This is a genomic window from Leisingera sp. S2M4 (assembly GCF_055398055.1).
On the sequence record NZ_AP040861.1, the window covers coordinates 3,264,007 to 3,279,718 of the forward strand.

Consider the following 15,712-nt stretch of genomic DNA (forward strand, 5'->3'; position numbering starts at 1 on the left):
GGTGTTAACGGGTGCTGGGGGCACCGTGACACGTGAATGACCAGTGCTTGACAAAGGGGCAGAGCATGAAGATCGAACGCAAATTCACCAAGGCCGGGCAGGATGCATATGCGGATCTCGGCTTTGTTTCCGCGACCTCGGAAATCCGGAACCCCGATGGGACGATCGTCTTCAGGCTCGAAAATATCGAAATCCCGGAAAGCTGGAGCCAGGTCGCCAGCGACGTAATCGCGCAGAAGTACTTCCGCAAGGCTGGCGTGCCATCGAAGCTGAAAAAGGTTCGCGAAAAGGGCGTGCCGGAGTTCCTCTGGCGTTCGGTTCCGGCACAGGGCGCCAGCTTTGGCAGTGAAACTTCCTCCAAGCAGGTGTTCGACCGCCTGGCGGGGGCATGGGCCTACTGGGGCTGGAAGGGGGGGTATTTCTCCTCGGAAGAAGACGCGCGCGCCTACTACGACGAAATGCGCTATATGCTCGCCACGCAGCGGTCGGCCCCGAACTCGCCGCAGTGGTTCAACACCGGCCTGCATTGGGCCTATGGCATCGACGGCCCGGCTCAGGGGCATTATTACGTCGACTACAAGACGGGTGAGCTGACCAAGTCCGACAGCGCCTACGAGCACCCGCAGCCGCATGCCTGCTTCATCCAGTCGGTGTCTGACGATCTGGTCAAGGATGGCGGTATCATGGACCTCTGGGTGCGTGAGGCGCGGCTGTTCAAATACGGTTCGGGCACCGGAACGAACTTCTCGCACCTGCGTGCCGAGGGCGAGCCTCTCTCCGGCGGCGGGCGGTCTTCCGGCCTGATGGGCTTTTTGAAAATTGGCGACCGCGCTGCGGGCGCGATCAAGTCCGGTGGTACCACGCGGCGGGCGGCCAAGATGGTCATCGTCGATGCGGACCACCCGGACATCGAAGATTTCATCCAATGGAAGGTGCTCGAGGAGCAGAAGGTCGCGTCAATCGTCGCCGGGTCCAAAATGCACGAGAAGATGCTGAACGGTATCTTCGAGGCGATCCGGAGCTGGGACGGTGCCGAAGCGGACGCCTACGATCCTGCTGTCAACGAGGGGCTGAAAAAGGCAATCCGCGAGGCCAAGAAGGTCGCCATCCCCGAGACCTACATCAAACGGGTGCTGGATTACGCCAAGCAGGGGCACACCTCGATCGAGTTCCCGACTTATGACACGGACTGGGACTCCGAGGCTTACAACTCTGTTTCGGGGCAGAACTCCAACAACTCGATCCGGGTCACCAACGCGTTTCTGCACGCCGTGGAAAAAGATGCTGACTGGGAGCTGGTAAACCGCACCGACGGCGAAGTGGCCAAAGTGGTCAAAGCGCGTGACCTGTGGGAGAAGGTGGGTCACGCGGCCTGGGCCTGTGCAGATCCGGGCATTCAGTTCCACGACACGGTGAACGAATGGCATACGTGCCCGGAAGACGGTGAAATTCGCGGTTCAAACCCTTGTTCGGAATACATGTTCCTGGATGACACCGCGTGCAATCTCGCCTCTCTGAACCTGTTGAGCTTCCTGAAAGACGGGCAGTTCCAGGCTGATGATTACATGCACGCGTGTCGCCTGTGGACGCTGACGCTCGAAATCTCGGTCATGATGGCCCAGTTCCCGTCCAAGGAAATCGCGCAGCGGTCCTTTGATTTCCGCACGCTGGGGCTCGGCTTTGCAAACATCGGCGGCCTGTTGATGAATATGGGCTACAGCTACGACTCGGACGAGGGGCGGGCGCTGTGTGGCGCGCTGACGGCGCTGATGACCGGTGTGGCCTATGCGACCTCGGCAGAGATCGCATCGGAGCTCGGCCCGTTCCCGGGGTATGCAAAGAACGCCGACCATATGCTGCGGGTGATCCGCAATCACCGCAATGCTGCAAAGGGCAACGCGGAAGGGTACGAAGGCCTGTCGGTCAAGCCGGTGCCGCTGGATATCGCCAATTGCCCGGATGTATTGCTGACCGATCTGGCCGCCAGCGCCTGGGACGAGGCATTGGAACTGGGCGAAAAGCACGGCTACCGCAACGCGCAAACCACCGTGATCGCACCCACGGGAACCATCGGTCTCGTGATGGATTGCGACACCACGGGCATCGAGCCGGATTTCGCACTGGTCAAGTTCAAGAAGCTGGCGGGCGGTGGTTACTTCAAGATCATCAACCGTTCGGTCCCGGCTGCGCTGGAGAAACTGGGCTACAGTTCGGCGCAGATCCAGGAGATCGTCTCCTACGCCGTCGGCCATGGCTCGATCGGAAACGCGCCTGCGATCAACCACACCTCTCTGGCGGGTCACGGCTTTGGGCCCAACGAACTGGCCAAGGTGGATGCCGCCCTGGAGACGGCCTTCGACATCCGCTTTGTGTTCAACCAATGGACTTTGGGAGAGGACTTCTGCACCGGCGTGCTGGGCATTCCCGGACCGAAACTGAATGATCCCACTTTTGACCTGCTGCGTCATCTAGGGTTCAGCAAGGCAGATATTGATGCCGCGAATGACCACGTATGTGGAACCATGACGCTGGAAGGCGCGCCACATCTGAAGGAAGAGCATTACCCGATCTTCGATTGCGCCAACCCCTGCGGCAAAAAAGGCAAGCGTTTCCTGAGTGTTGATAGCCATATCTACATGATGGCCGCGGCCCAGAGCTTCATCTCCGGGGCGATCTCCAAGACCATCAACATGCCCAACTCGGCCACGATCGAGGACTGCCAGAAAGCCTATGAGCTGAGCTGGAGCCTCGGCATCAAGGCCAACGCGCTCTATCGCGACGGTTCCAAGTTGAGCCAGCCCCTGGCCGCGGCCCTGGTCGAGGATGACGACGAAGCCGCGGAGATCCTGGAAAGCGGCTCGACGCGGGAGAAGGCTGCCACATTGGCCGAAAAAGTGGTCGAGAAGGTGGTGGTCAAGGAGCTGGTCCGCAGCCACCGTGAGAAGATGCCGCAACGCCGCAAGGGGTATACCCAGAAGGCGGTTGTCGGCGGCCACAAGGTCTATCTGCGCACCGGGGAGTACGAGGACGGCACCCTCGGCGAGATCTTCATCGACATGCACAAGGAAGGCGCTGGATTCCGGGCGATGATGAACAACTTCGCCATCGCGGTCTCTGTCGGCCTGCAATACGGCGTGCCGCTGGAAGAATTCGTGGATGCCTTCACCTTCACCAAGTTCGAGCCGGCCGGCATGGTGCAGGGCAATGACTCGATCAAGAACGCGACCTCGATCCTTGACTATGTGTTCCGCGAACTGGCGGTCAGCTACCTGGATCGCACCGATCTGGCGCACGTCAAGCCGGAAGGCGCCACCTTTGACGATCTGGGGCGCGGCGAGGAAGAGGGGGTCTCCAACCTGGCCGAGCTCAGCGAAAACGCGGCAACGCGGTCTCTCGAAGTTCTGAAGCAGATTTCCTCTACCGGATACTTGCGCAAGCGGCTGCCGCAGGAGCTGGTGGTCTTGCAAGGCGGCCAGACTGACGGGCAGGCCCAAGGCACCGATCCCATCGCGGCGCTGCAGTCGCTGGTCCCGGAAGTCGCGGACTCCGCCACACCGGCTGCGAGCGGCATGGACGCACGCACCAAGGCAAAAATGCAAGGCTATGAGGGCGAAGCCTGCGGCGAATGCGGAAACTACACATTGGTGCGCAACGGCACCTGCATGAAATGCAACACCTGCGGCGGCACGTCCGGCTGTAGCTGAAAAATCGCCTCCGCGGCACTGTTCCAGTCAGTGTGTGTCGCGGGGGCTTGGGGAAGCCTGTGTTTTACAAGTTTCCATGTTAATCCGGGACCGGTGCGCCTGTCCTGAACGCTGAGATGGTCCAGGCAAGAATAGGACACGGGCAGTCAACGAAGGAACCTGATCAGTGAAAACTGGCCCCCACTGCGTGCAGCGGGGGCCATTTCTTTTTGTCAAACAGTGGCTAAGGGCGGGTTTCTAAGATTAACCCTTGGCCCGTTGCAGCATGCCGAAGAGATCGCGCGGATCGTCTGGGTCGGCCAGCATGTCCAGATCGATGAAGTAGCCGGTATCCTTGATGCGATCGCGAATGTAGCGGAGCGCTGAGAAATCCTCGATCGCGAAGCCAACGCTGTCGAACAGGGTGATCTGCCGATCGCTGTTGCGGCCGGGCTTGTTGCCGGTGATCACTTCCCAGAGTTCGGTCACCGGGAAATCCTCGGGCATCTGCTGAATTTCACCTTCGATGCGCGTTTGCGGCGGGTATTCAACGAAAACGTCCGAACGCGTCAGGATCCCGGCTGCCAGCTCGGTCTTGCCCGGGCAGTCGCCGCCGATCGCGTTGATGTGTACGCCGCTGCCGACCATGTTGTCGGTCAGGATGGTGGCATATTGCTTGTCGGCGGTGCAGGTGGTCAGGATCTGCGCGCCCTCAATGGCTTCTTCCGGAGTTTTGCAGGAAACCACCTCGATCCCGAGCCATTGCAGGTTGCGGGCGCATTTCTCGGTCGCAGCCGGATCCTTGTCGTACAGACGTACGGATTTCAGGCCGATAATGGCCTTCATCGCCAGCGTCTGGAATTCCGACTGTGCGCCATTGCCGATCATCGCCATCGTGTCCGAGCCTTTCGGGGCCAGATACTTGGCGGCCATAGCTGATGTCGCTGCGGTGCGCAGGGCGGTCAGCATGGTCATCTCGGTCAGCAGCACCGGGTACCCGGTGTAGACGTCCGCCAGCAGGCCGAAGGCGGTGACGGTCTGCAGGCCTTCTGAAGTGTTCTTCGGGTGGCCGTTTACGTATTTGAAGCCATAAGCTTCGCCATCCGACGTCGGCATCAGCTCGATCACGCCGACCTCCGAGTGGCTGGCGACGCGCGGGGTCTTGTCAAACAATTCCCAGCGCTTGAAATCGGCCTCCACGTAGTCGGCCAGATCACGCAGCATCTGTTCGATCCCAACGTGATGAATAAGGCGCATCATATTGTCGACGCTTACAAAAGGCACCAGAGCCTTGTCCGAAGGTTGGGTCATGCTGTCTTCCTTTCACGGGGGCTGAGGTGGATGCCTGCCAGCATGCAGCGCACCGACCCGCCGGCGGTTTCAATGGTGGGGATGGAGAGCGGCAGCAGCTCGGCGCTGCGCTCGATCACGGCGATCTGGTCCGGCCTCAGCGCATCAACTGCGCGGGCCGACAGCGCCAGCAGCCGCCGCCTGCCGGTGAGCTCAAGCGCATTGCCGGCGAAGGCGGCGATCTGTTCCGGGGTGAGGTCGATCACCTCGCGGCCGGTCTCCTCCAGCCTTGCGGCAACCTCGGCCCGGCGTTTAGCGTCGGGCAGCATCGACAGGCCGATCAGCGCGTATTCGGTGCCGATGCCCATCAGGACGTTGGTGTGATAGACGTCCCGGCCTTGCGCGTCCTTCGCCTCGAACACCATGGGCTCGAAGTTGAAGTGGGTGCAGAAGCGCTCCAGCAGCACCGGGTCGGCGCGGTTGGATTTCACCGTGTAGGCAATGCGGCCGATGTGGTCGAGCACCATGGCGCCGGTGCCCTCCAGCGCCAGTCCGTCCTGTTCCAGGCCGGAATAGTCGATCACGTCCTGCACACGGTAGTCGCGCTTCAGCATCTCGATCACGTCCCAGCGCCGCTCCTTGCGGCGGTTCGGTGCGAACATCGGGTAGATCGCGATATGGCCGCCGGCATGGGTGGAGAACCAGTTGTTCGGAAACACGCTGTCCGGGGTTTCGGTGCCTTCGTCGTCGAAGACGTGAACGGTCACCCCGGCTTCGCGTAAAGCTGCCACCGCCTGGTCGAATTCGGTCAGGGCCTGTGCCGCGGTCGCACTTTCATCGTTTCGCGCAAGTGTTTGAAAAGCATTATCTCCGCTGGTCTCCGGGTTGGAGCGGAAATGGTGCGAACGGATCATCACCACCGCGCCAGGGGCTTGCAGGCTGCTCATCGATAGCTCCGGGTCGGGCGGTCGAAGACGCGGCGGCCGAGGGCCGAGGCGCAGAGATCCACCATCAGATGCGCGGTGCGGCCGCGTTCATCGAGGAACGGGTTCAGCTCCACTAAGTCGAGCGAGGTCATCAGGCCGGAATCATGCAGCATTTCGCAAACCAGATGGGCCTCGCGCACGGTTGCGCCACCCGGCACGGTAGTGCCGACAGCAGGCGCAACGGACGGGTCGAGGAAGTCCACGTCAAGCGACACATGCAGCATGCCGTTGGCGGCGGCCACTTGCTCCAGGAAGCGGTTCAGCGGCCCGGCAATGCCGTTTTCGTCGATGTCGCGCATGTCGTGGGTGCGGATCACGCTGCCCTCCAACGCCAGTCGCTCCTCGGTGTCGACCGAGCGCAGCCCGATCATGCAGACGTTTTCCTGAGGGACGGGGTTGGGCACGTCAGGAAAGCCGTCGAAATCCTTGCGGCCAGTGAAATATCCCACCGGGGTGCCATGCAGGTTGCCACTGTCGGTGGTCTTTGGGGTATGGAAGTCAGTATGAGCGTCCAGCCACAACACGAACTGCGGGCGGTTCTGGCGCGCAGCGTGATTGGCCACGCCGACGACCGAACCCAAAGACAGCGAGTGATCTCCGCCCAGGAAAACCGGAAGGCCACGCTCCATGGCGTCTTCGGCCACGGTGGCGAGGCGCGAGGTCCAGGCGATCGTTTCGTTCGGCGCGTGAAGAAGGCCATCGTTGTCGTCTGCGGGATAGGGGTCAGGAGACAGGTTGCCCATGTCTTCGACGCTGTGGCCGAGGCTCTGCAAGGCCTGCCGTATTCCGGCGGTGCGATAGGCATCTGGACCCATAAGGCAGCCGACCCTGCGCTTGCCACTGTCGACCGGGGCGCCGATAAGGATGCAATGTTGCTTTGTCACGGTGAGTGCCTCTCAAAAAAATCCGAGTGCCCTCATAAAAACTTCCGATATGCGATGGATTCCAGCATTCATTTTGGCCATATTGGGGGACGTCTGATCGATTTGAGGTGGGATATGGACAAAACGGATGAGCGGCTGGTTTCCGCACTGCGCCACAATGCGCGTGCGTCGCTGTCGGACCTGGCACTGGAGCTGAACCTGTCGCGCACCACGGTCCGGGCGCGAATCGAACGGCTGCAGGCACGGGGCGATATCCTCGGGTTCACGGTGGTGATGAAGGAGGACGTGCTGCGTGATCCGGTGCGGGGCCTGATGCTGATCGGCATCGAAGGGCGCGGGACCAGTCGTATCACCCGGCAGCTGCAGGGGTTGCCGGAGGTGCGGGCGATCCACACCACGAATGGCCGCTGGGATTTGATCGTCGAGCTGGGCACGGAGACGCTGGAAACTCTCGACACCGCTCTCGCCAAGATCCGCACCTTCGAGGGTGTCGTGAGCAGTGAGACCAATCTTCTCCTGGCGACCAAGAAGGATACGTAGAAAGAAAAGATCAGCGAAGCCAGGCTGTTGTTGGCTTCAGCTGATCTTCTTTCGTGTCAGCCCTGCTTGCGCGCGTGATTGCCTGCCGCGATCCAGATCAGGGCCAGGGCCACAGATGCAATGGCATTCCAGCTCGCCATGGAGAGGTCCAGCAACTGCCACGGCACTTCGTCGCAACGAACCAGCGGCGCGCTCATGATCTGTTCCATCAGCTGATCGGCGGACAGGTTCCCCACCGGACCCGAGGTGCAGGTGCTCGGGCCTTCCCACCATCCGCGCTCAACGCCGGTGTGATAGGCGCCAATTGCCGCCGTTGTCAGCGCCGCCGCGGCGCCGAGATAGGCGAGCAGCGCCCAAGGCAGAAACAGGGCCACAAGGCCAATGGCAACCGCCGCGGCGTGGGGGTAACGCTGCATGTAGCACAGGTCGCAGGGGGCCATCTGGCCGATGTACTGAAACCCAAGCGCGCCCAGAAGCAATGCCGCCGAACCGCCAGCCGCGATCACGATCAGAATACGATGCATATTCAGAGATACCTTATCATCAGAAAGCCACCGAACAGGAGAATGACGAACAGTGTGAAGACCAGTCCCAGACGCCGCTCGATGAAGTCACGGATTGGTGTGCCGAACTGCCACAGCAGACCTGCCACGAGGAAAAAACGCAATGCGCGCGCGAGGATGGAGGTCGCAATGAATGTGCCCAACGGCATCCCGGTCCAGCCGGACATGATGGTGATGACCTTGTAGGGAAATGGGGTCACACCCGCGCCCAACACGGCCCAGAAGCCGAAGTCATTGAAGCGTGTGTTGAACTCCTCCATGGCCGCGCCTTTGCCCATGGCCTCTAGCACGGGTTGGCCGATGCTGTCATAGAAGAACGCCCCGATCACATACCCCAGAACGCCCCCCGCAACCGAGGCCACCAGTGCAACCAGGGCCACCAGCCAGGCGCGCGACGGGCGGGCCAGGATCATTGGAATCATCAGGACGTCGGGCGGGATCGGAAAGAACGAACTTTCCACGAACGCAACGGCCGCCAACCACCAGAGCGCCTTGGGGTGATCGGCCAAGGCCATCGTCTGGTTGTACAGTGGTTTGAGCATCTTATCTGCCTTGCGTTCTCAACCAATATCCAGAAGCGGGGTGACACGCGGGCAGTCGTCCGTCAACCTCTGCCATGCCGCAAATTCAGGTCGCAAATTTTCCGCGTCAGTAGGTTGTTTTGCCTCTGGACCTCGGCTTCTGGCTTGGCTAGGAACAGGTCGTGGCCCAAGTGGCGGAATGGTAGACGCAGGGGATTCAAAATCCCCCGATGGCAACATCGTGAGAGTTCGAGTCTCTCCTTGGGCACCACATTTCCGCAATCCAGCAAAACGAACCAGAGAGCCTCTGGGGGCCTGCATTTGCTTATAAATACGCCCTCCTTTGCATTTGCGCAAATTCAACGGCTGTCCTTCAATCCGTAATCCGCGAAAGCGGCGATCACCTCGTCCATCTCGGACTGGCTCAGGATATGCGGTTCACCGATCATGAGGCTCGTCGCGTAGCCCTTTGCCAATGTTTCCAATTCCACCATGCGCCACAAGGCGCGCGGCAGGCTTTCGCCGGTGCAGACCGCGCCGTGATTTGCCATCAGGCAGGCTGACCGGTCTTGCAAGGTTGCAACGATGTTGTCCGAGAGCTGGCGGCTGCCGAACAAGGCATAATCCGCGAGCGGCACATCGGTGCCGCCGAAGGCTGCGACCATATAGTGGCAGGCGGGAATGCTCTGCCTGTTCATCGCAAGCGCGCTGCAATGAACCGGATGCGCGTGAACAACGGCATTCACCGCGGGCTTGGCCTGCAGGATCGCGAGGTGAAATGGCCACTCGGTGGAGGGTTTCATCTGCCCCATGGGCGCCGGGCTGCCATCCAGTGGAATTTGCACCAGCATATCCGGCGTCATCGCTTCGTAGGCAACGCCGGAGGGGGTGATCAGCATCTGATTTCCGGCCCGCACCGAAATATTGCCGGAACTGCCCTGGTTGATGCCTTCTGCATTCATTTTCAGGCAGGCATCAATGACCGCCTGCCGCACGGCCGTGGTGTCTTCATACGGGGGCTTCACAGGGTACCTCCCTGCGAAACCTGTGCGGCTTGTGCGAGCTCGGGGAACAGGCGCGCCAGACCAGCCTCAGAGGCCTCGCAGATCCCGCGCTCGGTAATCAATCCGGTCACCAAACGGTTCGGCGTGACGTCGAACGCCGGGTTGCCGCCCGGCGTGCCGACCGGCGTGACCTGCACGGTATCGACGTCACCGGAGGCCGTTTTGCCCTGCACGTGGGTGATCTCCTTTTCGCTGCGCTCCTCGATCGGGATTTCGGCAACCCCGTCCCGAACAGTCCAGTCGATCGTGGGCGAGGGCAGGGCAACGTAGAAGGGGACATCGTTGTCGCGCGCCGCAAGCGCCTTGAGGTAGGTGCCGATCTTATTGCAGACGTCGCCTTGGCGGGTGGTACGATCGGTCCCGGTGATGACGAGGTCGACCAGGCCATGCTGCATCAGGTGACCGCCGGCATTGTCCGTGATGTAGTTGTGGCTGATGCCGTGGCTGCCCAGCTCCCAAGCCGTCAGCGCGCCCTGATTGCGGGGACGGGTTTCATCCACCCAGACGTGAATCGGAATTCCGGCATCGTGGGCTTGGTACATCGGGCTGGTGGCCGTGCCCCAGTCCACGGTGGCAATCCAGCCGGCGTTGCAATGGGTGAGCAGCCGCACAGGCTCCCCTTCGGGTTTTTCGGCGGCGATCTCGCGGATCAGTTCCAACCCGTGCTCGCCGATGCGACGGTTGATCTCGACGTCCTCATCAGCAATGGCGTGGGCCAGCGCCAGCGCGGCATCCGCGCGCAGCCCCGGCGACAGCGGTCGCAGGTGGCTGCGGCAGCGGTCCAGCGCCCAGCGCAGGTTGATGGCCGTCGGTCGGGTTTCGTTCAGGAAGGTCCAGGTCTTGTCCATGGCAGCATCCGACGGGTCCTGTCGCATTGCCAGCGCCATGCCGTAGGCCGCGGTGGCGCCGATCAGCGGGGCACCACGAACGCGCATTTCGACGATGGCGTCGGCAAAGTCCTGCAATGTTTCGACGGGCTGGATGCGGAATTCATGCGGCAGCCAGCGCTGGTCAATGATTTCCAGAACGTCACGCTGGGCGTTCCACCACAAGGAGCGGTAATGTGTACCGTTCACTTTCATTGCAGGTATCCTTCCTTTTGCCGGCGCAGCACCGGGTTCGTCACTTGGGTTCTTTCGGATATTGCCGCCGCGTTCAAGTGCTGCGGTACGCGGGCATCGCGATTGGCGCTGATTTTCGCCGCAGGGTCCGACGTACTTGCAGCAGCGACCTTTCAAAGTGTTCAATGCACCTACACATAGAGCGAACGCCGCGACGGCTACGGGTCGTGGCCTGAATTTATCCGATTGTTTGAAAGGCTATGAAATGAAATCCATTGGTACTTGTGCCGGACGCGCGCGCAGTGTGCTTGCCGTCGGACTCGCAGCTGGCTTGCTGTGCGCAAATCCCGGATGGGCCCAACAACAAGGGGCGGCTCCGCGGGTCTCCGTTTCGGAGGCGGTGATCGAGCCGATCCGGGACAGTGCAAGTTTCATTGGTCGCGGGGAGGCAATCGACAAGGCGGACATCACCGCACGTGTCAGTGGCTACCTGGAAGAAATCCTGGTTGAGGACGGCGCCGAAGTCACCGAGGGCGACGTGCTGTTCCGGATCGAGCGCAGCTCTTACGAGGCCGCGCTGGAGAGCCGTCGTGCGGACCTTGCAAAGGCTGAGGCCAACCTCGAGCTGGCTAAGCTGGAACTCGAGCGCAAGCAGGAACTGTTGGCGCGCGGTTCAGTGCCGGAGGCAGACCGGGATACCGCCCGGGCGAATGAGCTGGTGGCAGAGGCACAGGTGCGTGCGGCCAAAGCCGCCATTCGCCAGGCCGAGCTGGATCTGAGCTATACCGAGATCCGCGCTCCGTTTTCCGGACGGATCGGGCGTATTGCTGTCAGCCTTGGCGACGTTATCAGTCCTGGCGGCGCGCCGTTGGTCAACCTCGTGCGCGAGGCGCCGATTTACGTGTCGTTCTCGCTCAACGAAAAGCAATTCGTCGAAGTGTTGCAGATGATGGAAGCCGGCGGCATCGACCGCTCTGATAGCACCCAGGCACCCGAGGTCTTTGTGGTGTTGCCGAACGGCTCCCCGCTGGAAGAGCGTGGCCGCATTGCCTTTGCCGAGAACCGCGTCGATCCGGCAACCGGGGCCGTCACCCTGCGGGCAAGATTCCCCAACGAACACCGGCTGCTTCTGGACGGCGCATTCCTGACGGTTGGCCTGCAATCCCAGGAGCCCGTTGACCGGCTGACGATCCGGCAGGCCGCGGTTCAGCGCGACCAGCAGGGGCCGTTCGTGCTGGTGGTGAATGATCAGAACCAGGTCGAACAGCGCTACATCGTGACGGGCGATGCCCGGGGCACCGACATCATCGTGCTGGATGGCCTGGCGCAGGGCGACCGCGTGGTGGTCGAAGGCCTGCAAAAGATCCGGCCAGGCGTTGCGGTTGATCCGGTGTTGGCCGGGCAGGCGGGGGACTGACCGATGCTGTCGTCAATTTTCATTTCGCGGCCGAAGTTCGCGATCGTCATTTCCCTGGTGCTGACCGTGATGGGGGTGATCGGCTACATGGCATTGCCGGTCGCCCAGTTCCCCGAGATCACGCCGCCGGTCGTGAATGTCTCCACCAGCTATCCCGGGGCCAATGCCGAGACCGTGGAAAAGAGCGTCGCCGCACCGATCGAGGCGCAGGTCAACGGCGTTGACGGGATGGTCTACATGACCTCCACCTCCTCGGACAACGGCGGCTATTCTCTGGCGGTCACGTTTGAGGTCGGCACCGACCCCGACATCGCGGCGGTCAATGTGCAGAACCGGGTGGCCCAGGCGATGGCCGGATTGCCCGCCGAAGTGACGGCCAGTGGGGTCGTCACCCAGAAAAGTTCCTCCAACATGCTGTTGGTGGCGGCGCTGACCTCACCCGGTAACACCTATGACAACGTGTTCCTGTCGAACTACGCTGCCATCAACATCAAGGATGCCTTGTCGCGCGTCGAAGGTGTCGGCAAGGCGGATATCCTGACCAATTTCGAATATGCCATGCGCATCTGGCTTGATCCGAACAAGATGGCCGGGCTGGGGATCGCGCCCTCCGATGTGATCGGCGCCATTCGCGAACAGAACGTCGAGGTTTCGGCTGGCCAGGTCGGCGCACCACCGGTGCCGGGCGATCAGGTATTTCAATACACCATCAAGTCCAAGGGACGGCTGACCGAAGTCAGCGAATTCGAAGACATCGTCATCCGCACCGGCAGTGGCGGCAGCTCTGTCCGGCTCTCGGATGTGGCGCGGGTTGAGCTGGGCGCATCCACCTATAGTGCGTCCGGATTCAACGATGGTGTGCCCTCGACGATCCTCGCGGTCTATCAGGCGCCCGGCGCAAATGCGCTGGCCGTGTCCGATGCGGTTCTCGCGGAGCTTGAGCGTCTGTCGGCGGCGTTTCCGGACGATGTGGAATATACCGTTCCCTTCAACACAACCGACTTCGTCGAACAGTCCCTGAACGATGTCGTCTCGACACTGGTGATGACCTTCATCCTGGTGATCTCGGTGGTGTTCATTTTTCTGGGATCGCTTCGCGCAACGATCATTCCGGCGGTGGCCATTCCGGTATCGCTGATCGGAACCTTCGCCTTCCTGCTGGCGATGGGGATGTCCTTGAATACCATTTCGCTGTTCGCACTGGTGTTGGCGATCGGCATCGTGGTGGATGATGCGATTGTGGTCGTGGAAAACGTCGAGCGCATCATAGCCGAAGAAGGCTTGCCGCCGGCAGAAGCCACCCGCCGGGCAATGGGCCAGATCACCGGCCCGGTGATTGCGACCACGCTCGTGCTTCTTGCGGTGTTCGTCCCGGTCACCTTCATGCCGGGGATCACTGGTCGGCTGTATTCGCAGTTCGCAGTCACCATTTCGATCGCGGTGGTGATCTCTTCGATCAATGCCCTGACATTGTCACCCGCCCTGTGCGCGCTGATCCTGAAGCCCCGCAAGGGCGCCCCGTCCGGCGCTTTGGCGCTGTTCGAGCGCGGGATCGGCGGTCTGCGCGACGGGTACACCAGCGTCGTCAGTCGCTTCCTGCGTCTTCCGCTGATCGGCCTTGCGATCATCGCGGCCGTGGCGCTGGGGACCGGCGGATTGTTCAATGCGTCTTCCAAGGGGTTCCTGCCTGCCGAAGACAATGGTTATCTGTTCGTGGATATCCAGCTGCCCGATGCGGCGGCCTTGGGGCGCACCGAACAGGTGACACAACGGGTGGACGCGCAGATCCGCGCCATTCCCGGCGTAGAAGGTACGGTGCTGGTCAACGGGTTCAGCCTGCTGAACGGCGCGAGCGCCAATGGTGCAATGATCATCGCCAACCTTGCCCCCTGGGACCAACGTGGCGAGGACAGCCTGCAGCCTGACGCCATTCTTGGGCAGATATACGGGATTGCCAATCAGGAGGCTGCCGCAAGCATCGTGGCCTTCAACCCGCCGCCGATCCCGGGCCTGGGGATGTCTGCCGGCGTCGAGATGGCGGTGCAGCAGACGGCAGGCGGCAGCCCGCAGGACCTGTCCCAGGCGTTGGGCGCGCTGGTCTACGCCGCGAACCAGCGGCCAGAGATTGCCCAGGCCTACACGACCTTCCGGGCGAATGTGCCGCAGGTCTTCGTGGATCTTGACCGGGAAAAAGCCAAGACACTGAATGTGTCGATCTCCGAGGTGTTCCAGACCATGCAAGCCCAGCTGGGCTCCTACTACGTCAATGATTTCAATCTGTTCGGTCGGGTCTACAAGGTGCTACTGCAGGCCGAGGGCTCTCATCGGGAAAAGATCGAGGACATCGGAAACCTCCATGTGCGGGCGCAAACTGGAGAGATGGTGCCGCTGTCGACCCTCATCGATGTTGAAAACATCCTCGGACCGGTGCTGCTCAAGCGCCATAACATCTTCCGGTCCGCAACGGTCACGGCGGTTCCTGCCGAGGGGTTGTCCACCGGCGATGCGATCCGCGTGATGCAGGAGGAGGCGGCAACGGCGTTGCCGCCGGGCTATGCCTTTGAGTGGACCGGCACTGCCCAGCAGCAGCTCGATTCTGCCGGTCTGGTCGTGGTGATCCTGGGCATGGCAGTCCTGTTCGGCTACCTGTTCCTGGTGGCCCAATACGAGAGCTGGACCATGCCCGTCGCGATCTTGCTATCGGTGATCGTCGCCTTGTTCGGGGCGGTCGCCGCGGTGGCTTTGGTGGGCAGCGACATCAACCTCTACACCCAGATCGGCATGATCATGTTGATCGGGCTTGCCTCCAAGAACGCCATCCTCATCGTCGAGTTCGCGATGGAGCAGCGGGCCGCCGGTAAGACGATTGTCGAAGCCGCGCGCGAGGCTGCCAGCCAGCGTTTCCGGGCCGTCATGATGACGGCGCTGTCGTTCTTGTTGGGGGTCGTGCCTCTGATTGCGGCCTCAGGCGCCGGCGCAGCCAGCCAGAAAGCGATCGGCATCGCTGTGTTCGGCGGCATGCTGGCGGCCACCGTGCTGGGCGTTATCCTGGTGCCGGTCCTTTATGCCGTGATGCAGGGGTTGCGTGAGCGGGTGCGCGGCACAGCGGCCGCGAAACCGGCTGAGTGACGCCTGTCTGCAACCAAGGTCCCTGTCCCGCAGAAAATCGCGGGGCAGGGGCGGCGGCTGCTCCGTTCTGAATGGTTACAGTTCGCGCGCGCGCAACCCACGTTCGTGGGCCGCAGCAAGGATCAGGTCCCACTTTCTGGGCGTGCATCTGAACTCTGGCTCGACATCGCATGTCAGCGGTGCGCAGAAATCGATCGGCAGTCTTCGAGCTTCTGCCGACACGCAACGCTCCAGCGCCCAGAACCCGGTCAGCGACGGGTTCTCTCCAATGATCTGGCTCAAACGCATGTTGGCCGGGTCCCCTGTTCCTGCCCCGGTCGATCCAGTGCCGAGGCTATTTTGGCACAGCTTATAGGAGAGCGGACGTCAGTTTGTCACCTCCTACTTTGGCAAGTCTAGGCGATTTTCTCGACGTGTCGCCGCGCAGCGTCGCGGCCACGATTTGCTGACATCCGTGGCCGGAAACAGAATCGCCCACAGCATTTTTCCCCTTGCAAGAGTTACCTTTTCATGCCGCTGCGCCCATGCCGGTGACACGGGACGGGGAAAAATTGGTAAGTCACGTCAAAGCGCA

Annotated in this window: 12 protein-coding genes and 1 tRNA gene; 5 read left to right on the forward strand and 8 right to left on the reverse strand. The window is 61.6% G+C overall.

Annotation, left to right across the window (positions count from 1 at the left end; genetic code table 11):
• Positions 1 to 65 precede the first annotated feature (65 nt).
• Positions 66 to 3,704 (forward strand): vitamin B12-dependent ribonucleotide reductase, encoded by a 3,639-nt coding sequence (locus ACZ52D_RS15805; protein ID WP_417471883.1) that lies wholly within the window; start codon positions 66 to 68, stop codon positions 3,702 to 3,704.
• Positions 3,705 to 3,947: 243 nt separating this feature from the next.
• Here the strand turns inward: ACZ52D_RS15805 and ACZ52D_RS15810 are convergent, their stop codons facing one another.
• The 3 genes from ACZ52D_RS15810 to rocF are packed head-to-tail and all read right to left on the reverse strand — an operon-like array spanning position 3,948 to position 6,843.
• Positions 3,948 to 4,994 (reverse strand): ornithine cyclodeaminase, encoded by a 1,047-nt coding sequence (locus tag ACZ52D_RS15810; protein ID WP_464441913.1) that lies wholly within the window; start codon positions 4,992 to 4,994, stop codon positions 3,948 to 3,950.
• Complete coding sequence (gene ctlX, locus ACZ52D_RS15815) at positions 4,991 to 5,920, reverse strand: citrulline utilization hydrolase CtlX (RefSeq protein ID WP_464441914.1); 930 nt, start codon at positions 5,918 to 5,920, stop codon at positions 4,991 to 4,993. The genes ACZ52D_RS15810 and ctlX overlap by 4 nt, the downstream gene beginning before the upstream one ends.
• Positions 5,917 to 6,843, reverse strand: coding sequence for an arginase (gene rocF, locus ACZ52D_RS15820; RefSeq protein ID WP_369929393.1), 927 nt, complete (start codon positions 6,841 to 6,843; stop codon positions 5,917 to 5,919). Before rocF ends, ctlX begins: the two co-directional genes overlap by 4 nt.
• A gap of 114 nt (positions 6,844 to 6,957) precedes the next feature.
• On the opposite strand from rocF, the gene ACZ52D_RS15825 reads away from it, so the two are divergent.
• Positions 6,958 to 7,383 carry an Lrp/AsnC family transcriptional regulator gene (locus ACZ52D_RS15825; RefSeq protein WP_222453086.1) on the forward strand — a complete coding sequence of 142 codons (426 nt, stop codon included), beginning with the start codon at positions 6,958 to 6,960 and terminating at the stop codon, positions 7,381 to 7,383.
• A gap of 56 nt (positions 7,384 to 7,439) precedes the next feature.
• Here ACZ52D_RS15825 and ACZ52D_RS15830 read toward each other — a convergent pair whose 3' ends face one another.
• Positions 7,440 to 7,907 (reverse strand): disulfide bond formation protein B, encoded by a 468-nt coding sequence (locus tag ACZ52D_RS15830; protein ID WP_464441916.1) that lies wholly within the window; start codon positions 7,905 to 7,907, stop codon positions 7,440 to 7,442.
• Between the two features lie 2 nt (positions 7,908 to 7,909).
• Positions 7,910 to 8,488, reverse strand: coding sequence for a YqaA family protein (locus ACZ52D_RS15835; RefSeq protein WP_222453084.1), 579 nt, complete (start codon positions 8,486 to 8,488; stop codon positions 7,910 to 7,912).
• Positions 8,489 to 8,652: 164 nt separating this feature from the next.
• On the opposite strand from ACZ52D_RS15835, the gene ACZ52D_RS15840 reads away from it, so the two are divergent.
• Positions 8,653 to 8,738: transfer RNA gene (locus tag ACZ52D_RS15840), tRNA-Leu, on the forward strand.
• 88 nt (positions 8,739 to 8,826) lie between these two features.
• Here ACZ52D_RS15840 and ACZ52D_RS15845 read toward each other — a convergent pair.
• Entirely contained in the window at positions 8,827 to 9,492 is a 666-nt protein-coding gene (locus tag ACZ52D_RS15845) for a class II aldolase/adducin family protein (RefSeq protein WP_464441918.1), read from the reverse strand.
• A complete protein-coding gene (mtnA, locus tag ACZ52D_RS15850; protein ID WP_464441919.1) occupies positions 9,489 to 10,613 on the reverse strand; it encodes an S-methyl-5-thioribose-1-phosphate isomerase in 1,125 nt (374 codons plus the stop codon). Before mtnA ends, ACZ52D_RS15845 begins: the two co-directional genes overlap by 4 nt.
• Before the next feature lie 244 nt (positions 10,614 to 10,857).
• Here mtnA and ACZ52D_RS15855 point away from each other — a divergent pair, with 244 nt between their 5' ends.
• A complete protein-coding gene (locus ACZ52D_RS15855) occupies positions 10,858 to 12,009 on the forward strand; it encodes an efflux RND transporter periplasmic adaptor subunit (protein WP_464441920.1) in 1,152 nt (383 codons plus the stop codon).
• A gap of 3 nt (positions 12,010 to 12,012) precedes the next feature.
• Entirely contained in the window at positions 12,013 to 15,138 is a 3,126-nt protein-coding gene (locus tag ACZ52D_RS15860; protein WP_464441921.1) for an efflux RND transporter permease subunit, read from the forward strand.
• Between the two features lie 75 nt (positions 15,139 to 15,213).
• On the opposite strand, the gene ACZ52D_RS15865 is transcribed toward ACZ52D_RS15860, so the two are convergent.
• Positions 15,214 to 15,426 (reverse strand): hypothetical protein, encoded by a 213-nt coding sequence (locus ACZ52D_RS15865; protein WP_222453079.1) that lies wholly within the window; start codon positions 15,424 to 15,426, stop codon positions 15,214 to 15,216.
• Positions 15,427 to 15,712: the final 286 nt, after the last annotated feature.

Coding starts and splice junctions, on each gene's coding strand:
- ACZ52D_RS15805 (WP_417471883.1), top strand. CDS start 66: ATGAAGATCGAACGCAAATTCACCAAGGCCGGGCAGGATGCATATGCG.
- ACZ52D_RS15810 (WP_464441913.1), bottom strand. CDS start 4,994: ATGACCCAACCTTCGGACAAGGCTCTGGTGCCTTTTGTAAGCGTCGAC.
- ctlX (WP_464441914.1), bottom strand. CDS start 5,920: ATGAGCAGCCTGCAAGCCCCTGGCGCGGTGGTGATGATCCGTTCGCAC.
- ACZ52D_RS15825 (WP_222453086.1), top strand. CDS start 6,958: ATGGACAAAACGGATGAGCGGCTGGTTTCCGCACTGCGCCACAATGCG.
- ACZ52D_RS15830 (WP_464441916.1), bottom strand. CDS start 7,907: ATGCATCGTATTCTGATCGTGATCGCGGCTGGCGGTTCGGCGGCATTG.
- ACZ52D_RS15835 (WP_222453084.1), bottom strand. CDS start 8,488: ATGCTCAAACCACTGTACAACCAGACGATGGCCTTGGCCGATCACCCC.
- mtnA (WP_464441919.1), bottom strand. CDS start 10,613: ATGAAAGTGAACGGTACACATTACCGCTCCTTGTGGTGGAACGCCCAG.
- ACZ52D_RS15855 (WP_464441920.1), top strand. CDS start 10,858: ATGAAATCCATTGGTACTTGTGCCGGACGCGCGCGCAGTGTGCTTGCC.
- ACZ52D_RS15860 (WP_464441921.1), top strand. CDS start 12,013: ATGCTGTCGTCAATTTTCATTTCGCGGCCGAAGTTCGCGATCGTCATT.
- ACZ52D_RS15865 (WP_222453079.1), bottom strand. CDS start 15,426: ATGCGTTTGAGCCAGATCATTGGAGAGAACCCGTCGCTGACCGGGTTC.